An 18,845-nucleotide genomic window follows, 5' to 3' on the forward strand; every position below is an offset into this window, starting at 1 on the left:
TATGGGAGGAAATTGCAATGTTAGAGAAAACACCAACGGTCCGTGTGCAGGCCTTTCTCGATAAGTTCGGCTCAGCACTTGAAGCGGGCCGGATCGACGAAGCTGTTTCGATGTTTGCCGATGATTGTTATTGGCGTGATCTGGTCGCCTTCACCTGGAATATCAAAACAGTGGAAGGGCACGATCAGGTGCGTGATATGCTGCAGTCGCAATTGCAGCTGGTAAAGCCGACGAAATGGCTTGTTGCGCCGGGTGAGGCGGCAACAGACGCCGATGGCGTGACCGAAAGCTGGATCTCTTTTGAAACCGAAGTCGTACGCGGCTATGGGCTTATTCGGCTGAAAGGTGGCAAGATATGGACCCTTCTGACCGTCATGTCGGAATTGAAAGGCCATGAGGAAAAATCCGGTTTCACGCGTCCGCTGGGAGCAAAACATGGTCAGGATCTTGGCGCAAAGACATGGAAGGAAGAACGCGAGGAGGAAGCCCGTACGCTTGGTTATGAAACACAGCCCTATGTGTTGGTGATTGGCGGTGGGCAGGGCGGTATTGCTCTTGGCGCACGCCTGCGTCAGCTCGGCGTGCCAACGATTATTGTTGAGCGCAATGAGCGTCCCGGCGATTCATGGCGCAAGCGCTACAAGTCGCTCTGTCTGCATGATCCGGTCTGGTATGATCATCTGCCTTATATCGATTTCCCGAAAAACTGGCCGGTTTTTGCGCCGAAAGACAAAATTGGTGACTGGCTGGAATTCTACACCAAGGTGATGGAGCTGAATTACTGGACGCGGTCCACGGTCAAGTCTGCACAATGGAACGAAGACAAGAAGGAATGGTCTGTCGTCATCGACCGGGATGGCGATGAAGTCACGCTGCGCCCCAAACAATTGGTTTTTGCGACCGGCATGTCGGGCAAGGCGAATATTCCAACTGTCAAAGGACAGGATCGGTTTAAAGGCGAACAGCAGCATTCGTCCCGCCACCCGGGACCGGACGGCTACAAGGGCAAGAAGGTTGTTGTCATCGGGTCGAACAACTCGGCGCATGATATCTGCGCAGCACTTTATGAAGCTGGCGTCGATGTGACCATGGTGCAGCGCTCATCCACGCATATTGTTCGCTCTGAACCGCTGATGAAATATGGGCTTGGTGCACTCTATTCAGAAGAAGCCCTGCAGAATGGCGTCACCACCGCCAAGGCTGATTTGATCTTCGCGTCGCTGCCCTATCGTATCATGCATGAGTTTCAGAAGCCGATCTATGACAAGATCCGCGAGATCGACGCCGATTTCTATGCAGCACTTGAGAAGGCGGGTTTCCAGTTGGATTTTGGTTCCGATGGCTCTGGATTGTTTCTCAAATATCTGCGGCGCGGCTCTGGCTACTACATCGATATTGGCGCTTCCCAGCTCATCATTGACGGCAAGATCAAGCTTGCCTCCGGTCAAATTGACGAGGTCACAGAAAACGGTGTCAGGCTTGCCAATGGTACGGAGTTGCCCGCGGATCTCATCGTCTATGCGACTGGCTATGGCTCCATGAATGGTTGGGTTGAAGATATTATTGATAAGGAAACCGCGGACAAGGTTGGGAAGGTTTGGGGATTGGGATCGGATACGCCCAAAGACCCCGGACCGTGGGAAGGCGAACAGCGCAATATGTGGAAGCCGACTCAGCAAGAGGCGTTATGGTTCCATGGCGGCAACCTGCACCAGTCCCGCCACTATTCGCAGTATCTTTCGCTTCAGCTTAAAGCCCGAATGGAGGGAATAGATACGCCGGTCTATGAGCTTCAAGCAGTTCACCATACGCATTAAAAGCAGGACTTGCGCGCGCCGATTTCGGCGCGCGCAGTCAACCCGCTTCAATTTTCATAATGGTTGAACCGGAGTTGTCCGAACGTTTGATAAATTGGCAGGAGTAGGTGGAGAAGCTATCTCAGATTCACCATTCAAGCTGTGCTAAAGCTTATCTGCTTCCTGAAAAGTCATCCCGTTTAAAGTATGGCTTATTCATCAGAACTGGACATTGAGCTAGCAACCCCATTTCCGGTCATAAGAAATAATCCGTTACGGCATTCAATGATAAAGGAATATGCTTCACTTCTGACTAGTGTTTTCCCTCTTGTGTAGTTCAATAAAAGCTAACAGATCACCATATTGACAACGAATTGCTTTGCCTACTTTTCGGTCAGGTAAGCGCTCAATACCTTGGATCCGCCGGTGAGCTAGCGGCTTGTTCAGACATCAGCAGATGGTCAAGCTCATAGTTTGTTGAGGGCAGGGGATGTTCTCTAGTACTGTCAGTCTGCGTCGTGAGAAAGCTTAATTACATATTGTATTTTCGAACAAGGTGCTCGGTGAGGCTGAGATAGAGCTGCTCAAGGCTAGGCTGCTCATTTTTGTTATCAGGCTTTTTCGCCATTTATATGAGCTCACCTAAAATGGATGGTGTTCGATTACGAAACGCGATGGAAGTTGTTGTTAACATAACAACAAGAATAGTCGAGTTCGACAATACTGAAATTGAGAAGCATTAATTGTAACGACGTGCGGCCCAGGCGGGCTCTGCATGTTCCCGAACGTTTTTCCACAGGGATTTTATGCTGCATCAAAAGGCAGTTTTGCAGTGCAAATTACGAGTAACGAAGGTGATTGCTATTTGATTGCTAGCATCAATATGGTGAAAACGAAAACTAGCTAAGTCATTGATTTTATGGTGCCGCTTAGCAGACTCGAACTGCTGACCCCATCATTACGAATGATGTGCTCTACCAACTGAGCTAAAGCGGCCCGGAACAAAGGTTCCTGTGCCCCGAAGGACTATCAGTCAATTGCGACCGAACGCTGCGCTGATACCTAAAAGCGGGAAGGAAAGCAAGGTCCAAAACGCACGTTCTTTATGTTTGTCTCAGACCTTCTTAAAAGATGGAGCTATTGATACGCGAGTGCGACTTATGCGCTGTCACAGATGCGGTTGCACGCTGCGGTATATTCTGATGAGAGGCGCTCAACCAGTTGTGACGTGGTCGTTACTTCCTTCACGGCGCCAATTCCTTGTCCGCAACCCCAGATGTCCTTCCAGGCTTTTGCGCCTTCCTGTTGTGCTTTGTCGAAGTCCATTTTTGTGGCGTCAGCTTGCGGCAGATTTTCCGGATCGAGGCCAGAGTTTGTGATTGATGGCTTGAGGTAATTGCCGGCAATGCCAGTGAAGTAGTTCGAATAAACGATGTCGGACGAATTCGATTCCACGATCATTTGTTTGTAGGCATCTGAAGCGCGGGCTTCGGTCGTGGCGATAAAAGGAGAGCCGATATAGGCGAGGTCCGCGCCCATGGCTTGTGCTGCGAGAATGGCGCCGCCATTGGCGATCGCACCGGAAAGTAGCAGTGGACCATCAAACCATTCGCGGATTTCTTGAATCAGTGCGAAGGGCGAAAGCAAACCCGCGTGGCCACCAGCGCCTGCTGCAACTGCAATAAGGCCGTCGGCACCTTTGCGGATGGCTGAGCTAGCGTGGCGGTTATTGATAACGTCATGGAGTACGATGCCGCCATAAGAATGGATCGCAGCATTGATTTCAGGAACCGCGCCGAGCGACGAAATTACAATCGGAACTTTGTATTTCACACAAAGACTAAGGTCGTGCTCGAGCCGCTTGTTTGAACGATGAACAATCTGATTAACGGCAAAAGGAGCCGCAGGGCGCTCAGGATTGGCGGCATTATATGCGGCCAGACTTTCTGTAATTTCGGAAAGCCATTCGTCGAGCTGCGCTTCCGGGCGCGCGTTCAAAGCAGGAAATGAGCCGACAATTCCTGCTTTGCATTGCGCCAGGACCAAGGCCGGATTGGAGATGATAAACAGTGGCGCTCCAACAACAGGTATGCGCAGTTTGTTCTTCAAAATATCCGGCAATGCCATTTCTTCCTCCAAAATTGACGTTTGCGTAAACGTAATAGTTTTAACACGGCTGAGGTTTCCCGCAATATGAAAATATGCAGAACCTGTGCGCAGACGAGTAAGTTGGTTTGCGGGAAGCGGCAGCATCTTTTGGTAAAGGTTGGGGGGAAAAAGAGGTATGAACTAATATTTGGTATCTTTATCAGCTGTCGCGGGTAGCCAAAATGGCTGCAGAACAGTTAAATGCCTTGATTCAGACGTTAATTTCGCTGAGGCTCATTTAATCTGCTTCTTTCTAAGGACTCGGTCAGACTATGACGGCTGGGAAGCATGCAGAACAGATTTTGGAAACCGAGGAAGAACTGCCCTTTGGAAAGTATCGAGCGCGCTATAAGAAATGCATTCGCAAAGTCGGATGCGCATAGTCCGGCCACGCGGCAGCGTATCTATGAGGCTGCATGGGGCGCGCATGAGCGTGCGCTTGTGGCTAACACAGCACTCAGCGAAGAGCAAAAAAGGCAGCGGCGCGAGAAAATCAAAGATGCGATCTCGGGTATAGAGAGTGAATTCAAGTCCTCACAGGCAGCGCCGGACCGGCGCGGCCCCTCGCTTGGCTCTCTTGAATCCGCAGATCCGGTATTGGGGGATAGCAGCTTTGAAGCTGGTCCAGCTCTCGATACAGCAGATATTCGGACCGATCCTAAAAAGAATAAGCCCAGTTTGCTTAAATCTCAGACTGCGTCGAATTATGATGCTGGAGTTTCGCGTAAGGATCGCAAAAAGAAGCGTCGTTCGCCGTTTGTCAGCGTCGGTGTTCCTGTACTGGTCATTGTTGTCTTGGGGCTTATCGGGTTTTCGCTTTATAACAGCTTTGCCGATTTCACGCGCGGAAATGGTTCAAGCCCGCTGCTCACTGAGAACAATATGGCCCCGATCAAGGAAGGTGAAGATCCTGAAGGCCGTAACTGGATCAACATTTTCACCCCTGCTGATGTTACGCGCATGTCTGTGCAGGGTGGAGCTAAAGCTGACATTATGCGCGAAGGCACAAGCAGCTTTGTGCGGGTGCAGTCAAACGGCATGAATGATACCGTGAGTTTTGATGTCGGTGAAGGCGTGCTTAATCAGCTTGCTGGAAAGAAGGCTACCTTCGATATCGTTGCCCGTAGCGATGATGGTAAAACAACGCAAATGTCCGTTAACTGTGATTTTGCGGGTCTCGGTGATTGTGGCCGCAGGCGTTATGATGTTCGCGATTCCGTTAGTGATTTCCTGTTCGATCAGGAGTTTCAGGCGGGCCAATCTGCGGGACGTGCGGGTAAGATTACGATCAATTCCGATCTCAGCGGGTCCGGCAAAGCGGTCGATATATTTGCAATCCGTGTTACGGCTGCGACCGCTGAATAATCAACTCAACAGTTTTTCCAGCGTTTCAAGCCGGTCCGCTTCGCGGGGCGGCTTGTCCCAGCGCAATCGCGAGAAGCGCGGAAAACGCATAGCAACGCCTGACTTATGCCGGGTCGACCGGTTAAGCCCTTCAAAGGCGACCTCTACCACCAGGCCGTGGTCAGGCTCAGCGCGCACAGAACGTACTGGGCCGAAACGTTCAATGGTGTTTTCACGAACGAATTTGTCGAGCAGCTTCAATTCTTCATCGGTAAAACCAAAATATGCCTTTCCGACTGGTACAAGAACAGCCGCATCTTCCGGGCCAGTCCACACGGCGAAGGTAAAATCAGAATAATAGCTGGAGCGTTTGCCATGTCCGCGCTGCGCATAGACAACCACAGCATCGATGGTAAACGGATCGCGCTTCCATTTGAACCATGGGCCCTTCGGACGTCCGGGCACATAGGTGCTATCGTGCCGTTTGAGCATAAGACCTTCGATAACCGGATGCGGTGGATTGAGACGCAATTTTGCGAGTTCGCTGAAATCCGAGAATTCAAGCACGGGTGACAGATCAAAGCGGCGCTTGTCGAGCTTTTCAATAAACCGGGCGAGCCGCACACGCCGCTCTGCAAAAGGCAGAGTGCGTAAATCCTCACCGGATTTCTGCGTGCCATCCTGCAAAAGATCATAGGCGCGGACGAAGGCCGGATATTCGCGCAACTGTTTGGCTGTCACTGTTTTGCGATTAAGCCGCTGTTGCAAATCCGAAAAGGTTGCGGTTTCGATGCCCGTTTCGCCGTGATGCCCCACCAGCAATTCGCCATCGATCGAGCCTTCGAAATCCATGGCCTCCAGCACATCGGGAAAAGTGCCGGAAATATCATCGCCGGTGCGCGAATAAAGCCGTCGCACGCCGTTTTCGGATACGGCCTGCACACGAATACCGTCCCATTTCCATTCTGCACTATAGGCGGATGGATCAAGCACGGGGATATCGGCTTCATCCAGTGCAGTTGCCAGCATGACGGGCCGGAATGGTGCATCAGCAGTTGCCGCAGGCTTTGGAGCCTTATCTTCGAGCCAGTCGAACAACGCGGTGTAAGGCTGAACCTGACCGTGCCACAACTCTTCGATTTCAACCACGTCTACGTCACCGAAGTTCGCTAGCGCCTGCTTCGCAAGGCGTGCTGAAACACCGATACGTAAGCCACTAGTCACAAGTTTCAGAAGGGCATAGCGTTCGGAAATACCGAGCACATCAAGCCAACTCGCAACGAGTAGCGGGCCTTCGCGGCGCGAAGCATTCTGTAATTCGTGAACAACCACGCTGAGCGGCAGATTGGCACCCGCTGGCGTTTCATTAGGACCTGGCCAGATCAGCGAGATCGTTTCGGCGAGATCGCCGACATAGTCATAGGAATAGGCAAAAAGCGTTGGATCGCTGCGATCAGTCATAAGCGCGCGCAGCATTGCGGGTTTGACGCTTTGCAATTCGAGATCGCGTGTGATGGCAGCCAGCGCCAGCCCCCGGTCTGGATCTGGCGTGGTGCGGAAATAATCGACCAGCAGGCGCAATTTTCCATTGCGCTGCGGGGTGAGGACAAGGCGGTCGAGAAGTTCAGCGAAAGCGCGCATCAGTCTCCCTCGTCCTCATAGCCGATAAGATGCAACGGTCTCGCCGGAATGTTCTGCAACTCGCACCAGCGAACCAGCGCTTCTTCGCGTCCATGTGTGACCCAGACCTCGGCAGGTTTTAGCTCGCTAATGGTGGCAGTGAGCTCGTCCCAGTCGCAATGATCAGAAATGATCAGAGGCAATTCCACGCCACGCTGCTTTGCACGTTGCCGGATGCGCATCCAACCCGATGCGAATGCGGGAAGAGGATCAGGAAAGCGTCGTGCCCAGCGGTCGGCCAAAGCAGAGGGCGGACCAACGACGATTTTTCCAGCAAAATCCGGTGAGGCTTCACCGCGTTCAAGCGTTGCAGGTTCCAGCTTGCCGAGATCGACGCCCTGAGATTGATAATAATCACAGAGTTTTTGCAGGCTGCCGTGAATATAGATCGGCTCGTCATAACCCGCATTGCGGATGAGTTTTATAACGCGCTGTGCCTTGCCGAGGGAGTAAGCCCCGACAAGATGCGCGCGCTCAGGAAATTGCTTGAGAGATTTAAGCAATGTCGCGATTTCATGTGCCGCTTTCGGGTGCCGAAAAACCGGAAGAGCAAATGTTGCTTCAGTGATGAACACATCGCAAGCGACGGGTTCAAAAGGTGCACAGGTTGGGTCGGATGCGCGCTTATAGTCTCCCGATGCGACTATCCGCGTGCCGTTTTGCTCGACCTTAATCTGTGCAGACCCTAGTACGTGCCCAGCAGGGTGGAAGCTGACTGTGACGCCGTTGATATTCAGCAATTTATCAAAATCGGCATGCTGCGAGTTGCCCGCAAAATCCGCGCCATAGCGGATTGCCATAATGTCGAGTGTTTGCCGGGTCGCGAGCACATGGCTGTGACCAGCGCGTGCATGATCGGAGTGACCATGTGTAATCAGCGCGCGTTCCACTGGCCGTACCGGATCGATATAAAAATCTCCGGGTGGGCAGTAAAGACCTTGAGGTGTGGAATGCAGAAGCTCGTTGAAGCGCATAAATGGTTAGATAGGTCATCACCTTCGCACTGGAAAGAGGCGATGAAAATACTCCCGATAAAATGAGAACAAAAGTGAACAAACATCTTGGCGGAAAGAGTTGAGAGCACTAGATTGGTGAGGTGACGCTGAACCTGACCTCGACCACTCCCACGGATGCCTTTGATCTGCCAGACCGTTTTGTAAAATGGTTTGCACAGAAGGGTTGGTCGCCGCGCGCGCATCAGTTGGAACTGCTTTCACGCGCTGAACAAGGGCAATCGACGCTGTTGATCGCGCCCACGGGTGCTGGCAAAACTCTGGCCGGTTTTCTGCCTGCGCTGGTCGATCTGGAGCAACGGAACAGAAAAAAGCCGGGTATGGCAAATCAACAAGGCGTGCATACGCTTTATATATCGCCGCTCAAGGCGCTGGCGGTCGATATTCATCGTAATCTGACCATACCAGTCGAGGAAATGGGTCTCGACATTACGATTGAGACCCGCACTGGCGATACGCCCGCACATAAGCGTCAGCGGCAAAAACTGGCACCACCTGATATTCTGCTCACCACGCCGGAACAGCTTGCGCTGCTCATCGCTTCCAAAGGGGCAGAGCAGTTTTTCAAAGGCTTACGTTATGTGGTGCTGGATGAACTGCATTCTCTCGTCATTTCCAAACGTGGCCATTTGCTGGCGCTGGGGCTTGCGCGTTTGCGCCGTTTGCAACCACAACTGCAAACAATTGGCCTGTCGGCAACTGTCGCGAAGCCCGATGAGTTGCGTCGCTGGCTGGTCGAACAGGATGGCACTGAGCCGAAATCTGGTCTCGTGACGGTTGATGGTGGGGCAAAGCCTGAAATTACCATTCTTGATTCCGAAGAGCGCGTGCCATGGGCAGGGCATTCCTCGCGCTATGCTATCCCGGATATTTATGAAGCGGTGCGCAGGCACCGCACGACGCTGCTGTTCGTCAACACGCGCAGCCAGGCCGAGATGCTGTTTCAGGAACTTTGGCGCGTCAACGAGGATACGTTGCCAATAGCACTGCATCATGGCTCACTCGATGCAAGTCAGCGCCGTAAGGTCGAACAGGCGATGGCAGCCAACACATTGCGTGCTGTGGTTGCCACCTCGACGCTTGATCTTGGCATCGACTGGGGCGATGTCGATTTGGTCATTCATGTTGGCGCGCCAAAGGGTGCCAGCCGTCTTGCGCAGCGGATCGGTCGCGCCAATCACCGGATGGATGAGCCGAGCCGAGCCATTCTTGTGCCTGCCAATCGTTTTGAGGTGATGGAATGCCGCGCAGCGCTCGATGCGAATTATATTGGAGCACAGGATACGCCGCCATTGATTGATGGTGCACTGGATGTGCTGGCGCAGCATGTGCTGGGCATGGCCTGTGCTGAGCCTTTCAATGCCGATCAGCTTTATCGAGAAGTGCAAAGCGCTGCGCCCTATTCAACGCTGACCCGCAAAACCTTTGATCAAATTCTCGATTTTGTAGCAACTGGCGGTTATGCGCTCAAGACCTATGAGCGCTTTGCCAAAATCCGCAAGACCGCCGATGGCACATGGCGGGTTTCAAACCCGCGCATTGCGCAGCAATATCGTCTTAACATTGGGACGATTGTTGAAGCGCCGGAGCTGAATGTGAGGCTTACGCGCGGCGGCAAGGGAGCCAATGCGAGAGGTGGCCGCGTTCTGGGCCGGATTGAGGAATATTTCCTGGAAACGCTGACGCCGGGAGATACGTTTCTTTTTGCAGGCAAGGTGCTGCGGTTTGAAGGCATTCGTGAAAACGAATGCATGGCGTCTAATGCAGCCGGGCAGGATGCCAAAATCCCGGTCTATGCAGGCGGAAAATTTCCGCTTTCAACTTATCTCGCCTCTCAGGTGCGTGCGATGTTGGCAGATCGCTCTCGCTGGCAGATTCTACCCGAACAGGTGCGGGAATGGCTGGAAGTGCAGGCGTTCAAGTCTGTTCTGCCGCGCACTGATGAATTGCTGGTCGAGACTTTCCCCAAAGGCGGGCGGTTTTACATGGTCGCCTATCCGTTCGAGGGCAGGCTGGCACATCAGACGCTTGGTATGCTGTTGACACGCCGTCTGGAGCGGATGGGTGCGTATCCGCTGGGCTTCGTCGCCACCGACTATTCGCTGGGACTTTGGGGTCTTAAAGATATGGGCGCGATGATCAGCGCAGGTAAACTTAATCTGACGCGCCTGTTTGACGAGGACATGCTGGGTGACGATCTCGAAGCCTGGCTTGATGAAAGTTATCTTTTGAAGCGAACTTTCCGCAATTGTGCCGTCATTTCCGGGCTTATCGAGCGGCGGCATCCGGGGCTCGAGAAAACAGGACGTCAGGTGACGGTTTCAACGGACCTGATTTATGACGTGCTGCGCACACATGAGCCAGATCATATTTTGTTGCAGGCAACGCGTGCCGATGCTGCGACCGGTCTATTAGATATCAAGCGTTTGGGTGATATGTTAGCGCGCGTGAAGGGGCACCTCTTGCATAAGCCGCTTGATCGTATTTCGCCGCTGGCGCTGCCTGTTATGCTTGAAATCGGGCGCGAACGCGTGGCAGGCGAGGGCGATGACATGCTGCTTGAAGAGGCAGCCGATGAATTGATCAGAGAAGCGATAGAATGACCGCAGTTTGGAGAAATGGAGAGGTTTATAGTCTGGCGCATGGTGAGGTGCGCGCGGTTGAGGCCATTTTTGATCCTTGTGGTGCGCTGTATCTGCCAGACATTCACACGCTGGTTGTTTCTGATCTGCATCTTGAAAAGGGCTCGTCTTTTGCCCGGCGCGGCCAGCTTATTCCGCCTTATGATACTGCAGCCACCCTCGATATGCTGGCAGCTGTGATTGCGCGTTATCAGCCGCGTACGGTCATCAGTCTCGGTGACAGTTTTCATGATGCCAAGGCCAGCGAACGCCTGCCATCGCTTTACGCGATCCGTCTTAAATCAATGATGCAACGCCGTGACTGGTTCTGGATTACGGGTAATCATGATCCTGAGCGTCCGGCTGATCTGCCCGGCGATTGTGCTGAGGAGCTTGCAATCGGAACGCTTGTATTCCGACATGCGCCATCGCGAACACATGCGCAAGGAGAGGTGGCAGGCCATCTTCATCCGGCAGCGCGGATTGTTCGGCGGGGACGCTCGGTGCGACGTCCATGTTTTGCGAGCGATGGTGAGCGGCTGATCATGCCAGCCTTTGGTGCTTATACAGGCGCGCTTAATGTTCTGGATCGGGCATTTCGCGGTCTGTTTGCGCATACAACACTACGTGTTTATATGCTGGGGCAGGGCAAGGTTTACCCGATTGCACATGCGGCGCTGGTCGACGGTTAATCGCGCTTAAACAGTATGCGGCCTGCCCATCCGGTGAAGACGGCGAGAAAAACAGCAAACAAGCCGTAATAGAAGCTGTATTTGTGTGCTGCATCATAAATGCTTTGCTCGACACCGGCTTTCACGATTTCCAAGCTTGCATTGGCTTCGCGTAGAAAAACGCCGTTACGAAATAGCAGTGCCCGCGCGCGATGACGTCCAACAGGCACATTGGTTGAAAGGTTAAGCGTTGCGCGAAACAGAGTGCGCGAGAGAAATTCAACCCCGCCAATGCGCTGGCTGTAGAGCCCTTGTCGCATTTTTATCTCACGCAACTCGTTGCCGAATTTCAGGATATTGCCTGACATGCTGGCTGGGTCCTCGGGTCTGAGGTAAAAGTTACGTACGCCGACTGAGAGCTGGCGGTATAGCTTTTCATCAGCAATGTCTTGCAAATTACGCGTTGAAGCCAGCGAATAGGATAGCGGTACTCCAAGAAAAGTTTCAGAATCCGCGTTAATCCAAACGCCGAGATAACGTTGCTTCTTGCGTACGACAAGATCGCGGGAAGGGCCTTGCAACACGACAATGATGTCGTAACGTCCCTGACGCTGGATCACGGGATCGGCATTGTCGAGAGCTCCGAAAATTGTGAGATCTGTGCCACCGAAATTGGATGTGATGGCAATCGTTTCGGTTGAAAGGCCGATTTCGATGGTTTCTTCCGACGGGTTTTGCAGCTTTGGAACGCCATTGCCATCGCCGCTTGAATTGATTTGCGCGGATGTTGGCATTGTAGCAAAGGCGGATAAAAGCGCAGATATGAGTGCAAATTTCCACATGTCACATATCCGCTATCGAGATCGAGAACAGATTATCAGGGCGTACAAACAGCCCAAATGCCAGGCGCAGACCAACGGCGAGGACGAGTAGCGCCAGTAGCAGGCGCAACTGTTCGCCGCGCAGCTTTTGTCCGGCGCGAGCGCCGTATTGTGCGCCTATCACACCGCCCAGCATCAGGAGAAATGCCAGCACAATATCAATGGACTGATTAGTCGTTGCCTGCATCACGGTAGTGAAAGCAGTCACAAAAGTGATCTGAAATAGCGAGGTGCCAACAACCACATTCGTTGGTACATGGAGCAGATAGATTAGAGCTGGCACCATGATGAAACCACCACCGACACCCATCACCGATGATAGCAGCCCGATGAAGAAACCAATGGCGAGCACGGGTATGATGCTGACATAGATGGTTGAAGCACGGAACCGCATCTTGAAGGGCAGTTTATGTATCCAGGTATGCTGACCGGGGCGGCGGATTGCGCCCGCCTGTCCTTTTTTCACACGGCGTAGGGCACGTACACTTTCAACCAGCATCAATCCGCCGACCGTGCCCAGAAAAAAGACGTAAAGGATAGAAACGATAAGATCGAGTTGTCCCAGATCGCGCAGCCACGAGAACACATAGATACCGAGTAGCGATCCGAGTATACCACCTGCAACCAAAAACAGCCCGAGTTTAATGTCGAGTGTTCGCCGTTTGAAATGCGCAAGCGCGCCTGAAACAGACGAGGCAATAACCTGATTAGCACCTGTTGCAACGGCAATAGCGGGCGGGATGTTATAAAAAATCAGCAGTGGCGTGATAAGAAATCCACCGCCCACGCCGAACAATCCGGAAAGAAAACCAACGGCAGCACCCATGCCAAGCAGAACCAGCATGTTGACCGACAATTCCGCAATGGGAAGGTAAATACCCAATTCCGAACCCGGTTTTAAAACGCACCACACGCAGCCCTATGCGGCCGCGCTTTGCCGCTAGGTCTGTTTTAATTCCGCTAAAACCCGTTTCGTAGAAATTTATGAGAACGCGGTTCTAACAATCTGATTTGGCGTGCATGTTAGCTGAAAATCATCACAGAAAACGCACTCTATGGGTTTGCTCTTTCGTCGTTGTGAAGTCAAACGCCGATTGCAAATAGAGTTACTTAGAAGTGGGATGACCGAAGAAAATAGAACTTTGTTGTTTGCGGACAACAATTTGCCCTGAAAAGCCACCGAAAACTACCTCTATAGTGTTATTCAACTCCGCTTTGGCGGTTACCAATTATGATCTGAATGTCATTTTTGGGCGTCATTACCGCATGTACTGATGACGGGTAAAACTGCGCTTTGATCGCAATCGGGTCAGACATTCTGCTGTCAATCAGGTTGCCAGTTTTAATGATGTGAAGAAACGCGTTGGTGAGGCTTGCACTGTAATTTCCTGCAAATTTGCTGCCTGATGTGAAGCCAAAAGACGTTGCTGCATCGCAGTAATAATCCCCGTTGGTTATAACCCAGTCATCGGTAGGACCGGATCGCGTCAAGGACGTTTTTTTGCCGTCCGGAGTGACGAAGTTGAGTTTAAACGAAAGCGCCATGTAAATATTCTTTAATTCAGAGCTTCCAGAATTAATTCTGAACATGGATTTATATGGTTGCACATCCTCTACAGGGATGAGTTGCCCCTTTATAGATGAAATTTCAAAGTCGATGGCGTCGCCCTGAAATCCCTTAATGTCCTTGTCGAGAGCAAGGGGTAGTTTTGCAATAATGCCATTTTCCATTTCATTATTTACATAAAGCAGCATGAATCTTCCCCTTGTTATTCTTTTAATATTATTCCGTATCGAGAGGATTCAACCTGTTACTTATGGCAACGAGTAACGACCTGAGTTAAATCATTATTTCGCTTTTTATATCGCCAATGTTCTAATATATCCGTTCATTTGTGAAGCACGGCTAGACCGGGAGGCGATAAGTTATTATGAAATATGTGGCTCTGGCGCTAACAACATTTCTTCCACTGCCCGCAATGGCCAATTGCATTCCGCCGTGGCAGACGCAATTTGCCTGCAATATTCCTGATCGCGATGCGCGTGTTGAATTTTGTCGTATCGCGGATCCAAAGGCCCATCCTGATAAGAAAGAAGCCTATTATAATTATGTAACCGGAACCAAGCCGTCGGAACTCTATTTTGAAACTAACTCAACGTGGTTTTCGACCAAAGACACGAATATTGACCATCCAACCGATATGACCATGGCATTGGGTTACGCGCGCGGCGCATATGTGTATGCCTTTGTTGTAACGGAAGATAAGCGTCTCGGTGGGGCTATTCGAGACGCAGAAGTGCGGGTCTATTCGTCGACAGAAAAATTTACGAACGATGTCAAAGACAATGAAAGTGCAAGACTTTATTGCGATTCAAAATCGATCATTGCCGATCAGGACAGTATCGCGCCCTGATCGACTGATTATTTATTCTTTTCAAGCAGAAGCTGGACCAGTTGCTGGTTGACTTCACCTGTCGGCTCTTGCCCATTTGCTTTCTGGATTTCCGAGATCGCGTTACGGGTTTTATTGCCCATGACGCCATCGGCGGTACCAACATCATAGCCATTCTTCTGGAGAATAAGCTGGATGTTGCGGACTGCCTTTTTCATATCGACCGGTGTTTGCACAACTGGTTTGGTATCTAACCAGCTTTCGGGCATATCGAGCGAATTGGCTTCCTGATTATGCGGCTTTGCCTTCCAGAGTTCCACTGTGTCTTTTGCGCGCTGAAGCTGTTGTGCATTGAGCGCTGCGCCAATTTGGTCGCGTTTGTCCGCAGCATCCTTGTCACCAGCTTTTGCAGCGAGTGCAAACCACTTATAGCTTTCTTCCAGATTGACCGGCATTCCGAGACCCTGTGCTGCCAGAATGCCGAGATTATACTGGCTGTCCTTTACCCCTAGTTCAGCTGCATCTGTAAACCAACGAACAGCGGCAGCATTGTCGGGAGAGCCGCCTGCACCGGAAGCATAAAGAACGGCTAGATTGTGCATCGCTCCTGCATTGCCCTTTTGTGCTGATTGCTGATACCAATCAATGGCTTGACCGATATTCCTGGGTATCCCGAGTCCCTTCTCATTCATGTTTCCAAGGCGATACAGCGCTGGCGCGAATCCTCGTTGGGCAGATTTTGCAAACCAACTGGCCGCTGCGGGCAGATTTTCGCTGACGCCACGGCCTTCCATATAGCGGTTGCCTATTTCAAAAAGCGCACGTGCATCACCAGACATCGCCGCTTCGCGCAGAGCAGCAGTTCCAACATCAACGGGCAGGTCAATCGTGGAAGGTTCTGATTCAGAAGCGACTGATGTGTCGCGAACATCGGGCTCTTGCAACTTGGGTGTCGTCAGATTGCTTTCTTGTTGAGGTTTTTGAACGGTTGTTTCAGGAGAAAGCTCTTTCGGCATTTGCTGAGTTGCGGCAGCTTTATGCTTGACCTCAATTGGGGCGATGGAGGCTGTTGTGCCGTTATCAATCGCAGGTGCGACTGTATTCGCAATTATATCTGACTGAACATGGGACTGCATCAATGCAGCCCCAACCTGCAAACCTGCGATTGCCAACATCACCGCGCCGATTGCCAGAAGAATTGGCTTCCGCTGGCGGCTGAACAGGTCAGTGATGGCGCTTTTCTTCTTTTCAGAATCCGCTTTCTGTTTTTGACCCAGCTTGGCAGATTCTTCACTTGCATGTTGCGCAGCCCGACGCGCGACACTGATGAGATCAGCCTTAACACTTGCCTCAGTCTGTGTACCATCCTGCTGACCACGTTCCTCACGTACGCGCTTCATGATCGTGTTAAGATCAAGAATACTGTCTCTATCCGGCTGAACTGAATCGAGAGCTGCACCGAGTTCAGGCTCGCTACGGTTTTTGGGCGTCAGTTTTGCAAGTTTTTCTTCCGTATTTGTTGTTTCGATAACCTTACGCGCGCGCTTTTCTGAATTTTGCTCAGGGAAGGTCGGAAGTGTCTGTGGCGCTGTTGAATAGGGGTTAATTACGTGTTTTGCTTTGGAGGTAGCCGTTGCGGCTTCCGGAGCTGTATCAATGTGCTTTTCGAGATTTGATAACCGGTCTACGACCTTAACCAATGTATTGTGAACTGCTTCGAATGTCTTACCATTTCGCTCGTCGGAATTACGTGCGAGCGCTTCAAGCGACTTTATGTCGTTGGAGAGTTGCAGTGCAATAGCATTATCTTGCGCCGTTCCATGTTTAATTACATGGGCCACTGCTGTTTCTGCGGCTTCGCGTGCCACGTCCAGGATGTTTTCGCGACTTTCTGTAACAGAGCGTTCTATAGCGTCGAGGCGTGGCTTGATTTCTGCAAGTTCTGTTGATGGCTTTGCCAACTGGCGCGCCAAATTTGCGATCTGCTCTTCCAGGCTACGAATAGCATCGCTTTCGGCAAGGGCAATTTCGTCGGGTTGCGGTGTTTGTAGCAAACCAAGTGAAATCTGCTGGGAAATGTCATCAAGACGGCCTTCAAGTGTATGAAGCAAGCCGCCTTCGGCATAATGGCTGGCGTATTGCGCATCCAGACGCTTCGTTAATTCTTTGAAGCGACTGTCCATTTTTTCCAACAAAGCTGGGCTGGACTCCTGCGCGAATTTTTCCGCAGCCGCAAGTTTCTCAGCAATCGCTTCTAGATGGGTATCGACACTCTGATAATCAGAATAGCTGAAGGTTTCCATAACCTTGGCGACTTGGTGCGCAAGGAGGTTAATCTGCTGGGCTAGTTGATCAAGTGCTTGTTCAGGCAAATGCGCCCCTTCGCTCAGGGCATCAATACGCTGCGAAAGCTCGCCGAGACGACGGAAAAGCGTGTCTGCATTCTGGTCAGCCACTGAGTTATCGAGCTGCTGTGTCAGTTCCGTCAATTGGCGCTCGATACGTTCCAGTCGCAGCGCCTCGTCACCGCTGGTATTCTGATAGCGATTAGTCGCGATTACAGCGCGACTGATTTCCTCTAAACGATTGTCGATGTTGCGCAGGCTGTTTAATTCATTGGAAGGCGAGGCAGGCTGCTGATGGGTATTGGCGTAGCGCGGTACCGATGCGCGTTCATTTTGCTGCTCGTTAAGACGACGCAGATGCTCAGCAATTTCTGCGAGTCCCTTAATGCGTTCATCAGATTTTTGCGCTTCATCCGCACGAGGGTGAGAAGAAATACTTCCCTTTTGTCCAAGCCGCTTTTCCAACTCAGCTAATGTATTGTGTAACTCATTCATTGCGTTTGATTTTGGGGCAACATGACGCTCACGCAGGGCGTTGAGTTCTTCGATTATAGAACGAGAACCGGATGCCTGATTGTTGTTTGCCATGTGAAATTCACTTTTCCAAAAATAGAAACAGTCGAAAGCCGAATTCACGAACGGATCGACGCAATGATTTGCTAAGTTCAGTTTCCTACAAACGTGGTAAATAAGTGGTTAAGAAAAGCTTGTCTCAGAATGAAAACGGCCTCCGCAAGGAAGGCCGTTTATGGTTATAAGCATCGGAAAATTAAGATTATTAGGCCGTTCGATCTATGCGGGGACGCAGTAAGAGAGCGAGCGTCAGAAAAATTAGACAGGCTATCGTAACGAAGATTGGCAACCCATGCGTTAGGTACTGTTGAGCTATTCCAGCGAAGAGAGGACCGATTAATGCGCCCACACCCCACATTAAGCCCATGCTGGCATAGATGCCAACAAGCTGAGCGCCTTTGAACTGGCTTCCCACTACACTGAGCATGATTGTATAAATTCCGACAAAAGCGCCGCCCCACAAGAATAACAGCGAGTACGTTAGCCATGGGAGACTGAGGGCCCAAGGCCACACCGCAGCGCCACCTGCCGAAAGCGCGGCCAGTATGACCAGAAGTGTTTGTCTGTTCATTCGATCTCCCAAAAATCCAATGGGAATTTGGAGGATGATGGCTCCGAACATCATGACGGACATGAGCTGAGTGGCTTGATTTTCATTCCAGCCGAGATTGACGGCATAAAGCGGGAGGAAGGACAAGCCAGACGATTCAATGGCCGCATTCAAAACGGTCGCTGCCAGTGCTACTGGAGCCAAAACAATATAACGCAGCGGGTTACCATGAGGCTTATCAGTTATTGGTGGCGCGGCTATTTGTGGGCTGCTGATCAGCAATGCAGCAACGACAGCGAGCACAGAGCCCACAAGATAGGCCAAAAATCCCGACGAACCTATGATCGAAAGGGTAAGTGGCCCAAGTGCAAATCCAAGTGATAGAGCGGCAGTATATATGCCCATGCTTTTGGATCTGTTTTCATCGGTACTAAGAGCGTTTAACCAGGTTTCAGAGACAACGAAGAGCGTTTCGGATGCTGCGCCTAATAATATCCTCAATGGAAACCACAGCCAGATAAGAGGGATGGCAGGAAACAAACCGAGTAAAAGAGCCGCAGCTGTTAGGGCCAGAATGACAAGAAGACGCATTCCGAGCAAAGCACTGAAGCGTGGCAGCAAAAATGCCATGCATAGCACTCCCACTGCGTGCATAGCTGCATTTGTTCCGATAACGGCCTCGCTGAACCCCATTTCGTCTAGGTCCAGCGCTATGAGAGCTGCACTGAGACTATAGGTCAGGCCAAATATCATTGCAGTGCTGATGACTGCTATGCGCGAAAGAAAAATGGTCTGAGATTGAGAGTTCATTGGAAACGCTGCGCCTGACC

At 51.4% G+C, this 18,845-nt stretch carries 13 protein-coding genes and 1 tRNA gene; 5 read left to right on the forward strand and 9 right to left on the reverse strand.

Going from position 1 to position 18,845, the window contains the following annotated elements; genetic code table 11:
- The first annotated feature begins 17 nt into the window (after nucleotides 1–17).
- Nucleotides 18–1,817 (forward strand): NAD(P)/FAD-dependent oxidoreductase, encoded by a 1,800-nt coding sequence (locus U2P60_RS02465; RefSeq protein ID WP_413571094.1) that lies wholly within the window; start codon nucleotides 18–20, stop codon nucleotides 1,815–1,817.
- Between the two features lie 899 nt (nucleotides 1,818–2,716).
- On the opposite strand, the gene U2P60_RS02470 is transcribed toward U2P60_RS02465, so the two are convergent.
- Together U2P60_RS02470 and U2P60_RS02475 are read right to left on the reverse strand one after the other, a co-directional pair.
- Nucleotides 2,717–2,792, reverse strand: a tRNA-Thr gene (locus U2P60_RS02470).
- 162 nt (nucleotides 2,793–2,954) lie between these two features.
- The gene (locus tag U2P60_RS02475; protein ID WP_413571095.1) at nucleotides 2,955–3,923 is read right to left on the reverse strand and encodes an NAD(P)H-dependent flavin oxidoreductase; all 969 of its coding nucleotides are present in this window, start codon (nucleotides 3,921–3,923) and stop codon (nucleotides 2,955–2,957) included.
- Nucleotides 3,924–4,271: 348 nt separating this feature from the next.
- Here U2P60_RS02475 and U2P60_RS02480 point away from each other — a divergent pair, with 348 nt between their 5' ends.
- A complete protein-coding gene (locus U2P60_RS02480) occupies nucleotides 4,272–5,309 on the forward strand; it encodes a hypothetical protein (protein ID WP_413571096.1) in 1,038 nt (345 codons plus the stop codon).
- On the opposite strand, the gene U2P60_RS02485 is transcribed toward U2P60_RS02480, so the two are convergent.
- Nucleotides 5,310–6,929: a cisplatin damage response ATP-dependent DNA ligase gene (locus tag U2P60_RS02485; protein WP_413571097.1), complete on the reverse strand. Its 1,620-nt coding sequence runs from the start codon at nucleotides 6,927–6,929 to the stop codon at nucleotides 5,310–5,312. It lies immediately after the preceding gene.
- On the reverse strand, nucleotides 6,929–7,942 hold the full coding sequence (locus U2P60_RS02490; protein WP_413571098.1) for a ligase-associated DNA damage response exonuclease: 1,014 nt from the start codon (nucleotides 7,940–7,942) through the stop codon (nucleotides 6,929–6,931). Before U2P60_RS02490 ends, U2P60_RS02485 begins: the two co-directional genes overlap by 1 nt.
- Nucleotides 7,943–8,064: 122 nt before the next feature.
- Here U2P60_RS02490 and U2P60_RS02495 point away from each other — a divergent pair, with 122 nt between their 5' ends.
- Nucleotides 8,065–10,584 (forward strand): ligase-associated DNA damage response DEXH box helicase, encoded by a 2,520-nt coding sequence (locus U2P60_RS02495; RefSeq protein ID WP_413571099.1) that lies wholly within the window; start codon nucleotides 8,065–8,067, stop codon nucleotides 10,582–10,584.
- On the forward strand, nucleotides 10,581–11,294 hold the full coding sequence (gene pdeM / locus U2P60_RS02500) for a ligase-associated DNA damage response endonuclease PdeM (RefSeq protein ID WP_413571100.1): 714 nt from the start codon (nucleotides 10,581–10,583) through the stop codon (nucleotides 11,292–11,294). The genes U2P60_RS02495 and pdeM overlap by 4 nt, the downstream gene beginning before the upstream one ends.
- Here pdeM and U2P60_RS02505 read toward each other — a convergent pair.
- From U2P60_RS02505 to U2P60_RS02515, 3 genes are all read right to left on the reverse strand, one after another.
- Nucleotides 11,291–12,115, reverse strand: coding sequence for a TIGR02186 family protein (locus U2P60_RS02505; RefSeq protein WP_313829073.1), 825 nt, complete (start codon nucleotides 12,113–12,115; stop codon nucleotides 11,291–11,293). The genes pdeM and U2P60_RS02505 overlap by 4 nt on opposite strands.
- A gap of 1 nt (nucleotide 12,116) precedes the next feature.
- Entirely contained in the window at nucleotides 12,117–13,037 is a 921-nt protein-coding gene (locus U2P60_RS02510) for a sulfite exporter TauE/SafE family protein (RefSeq protein WP_413571101.1), read from the reverse strand.
- A 317-nt stretch (nucleotides 13,038–13,354) separates the two neighbouring features.
- Nucleotides 13,355–13,909, reverse strand: a complete 555-nt coding sequence (locus tag U2P60_RS02515; protein WP_413571102.1) for a hypothetical protein — start codon at nucleotides 13,907–13,909, stop codon at nucleotides 13,355–13,357.
- A gap of 176 nt (nucleotides 13,910–14,085) precedes the next feature.
- Here U2P60_RS02515 and U2P60_RS02520 point away from each other — a divergent pair, with 176 nt between their 5' ends.
- Nucleotides 14,086–14,568, forward strand: coding sequence for a hypothetical protein (locus tag U2P60_RS02520; protein ID WP_413571103.1), 483 nt, complete (start codon nucleotides 14,086–14,088; stop codon nucleotides 14,566–14,568).
- A gap of 8 nt (nucleotides 14,569–14,576) precedes the next feature.
- Here U2P60_RS02520 and U2P60_RS02525 read toward each other — a convergent pair whose 3' ends face one another.
- Together U2P60_RS02525 and U2P60_RS02530 are read right to left on the reverse strand one after the other, a co-directional pair.
- Complete coding sequence (locus U2P60_RS02525) at nucleotides 14,577–17,480, reverse strand: peptidoglycan-binding protein (RefSeq protein ID WP_413571104.1); 2,904 nt, start codon at nucleotides 17,478–17,480, stop codon at nucleotides 14,577–14,579.
- Between the two features lie 190 nt (nucleotides 17,481–17,670).
- Complete coding sequence (locus U2P60_RS02530; protein WP_413571105.1) at nucleotides 17,671–18,825, reverse strand: MFS transporter; 1,155 nt, start codon at nucleotides 18,823–18,825, stop codon at nucleotides 17,671–17,673.
- Nucleotides 18,826–18,845 lie beyond the last annotated feature (20 nt).

Origin of the sequence: Brucella sp. H1_1004 (genome assembly GCF_047308065.1) — a bacterium.
GTDB lineage: Bacteria > Pseudomonadota > Alphaproteobacteria > Rhizobiales > Rhizobiaceae > Brucella > Brucella pseudogrignonensis_B.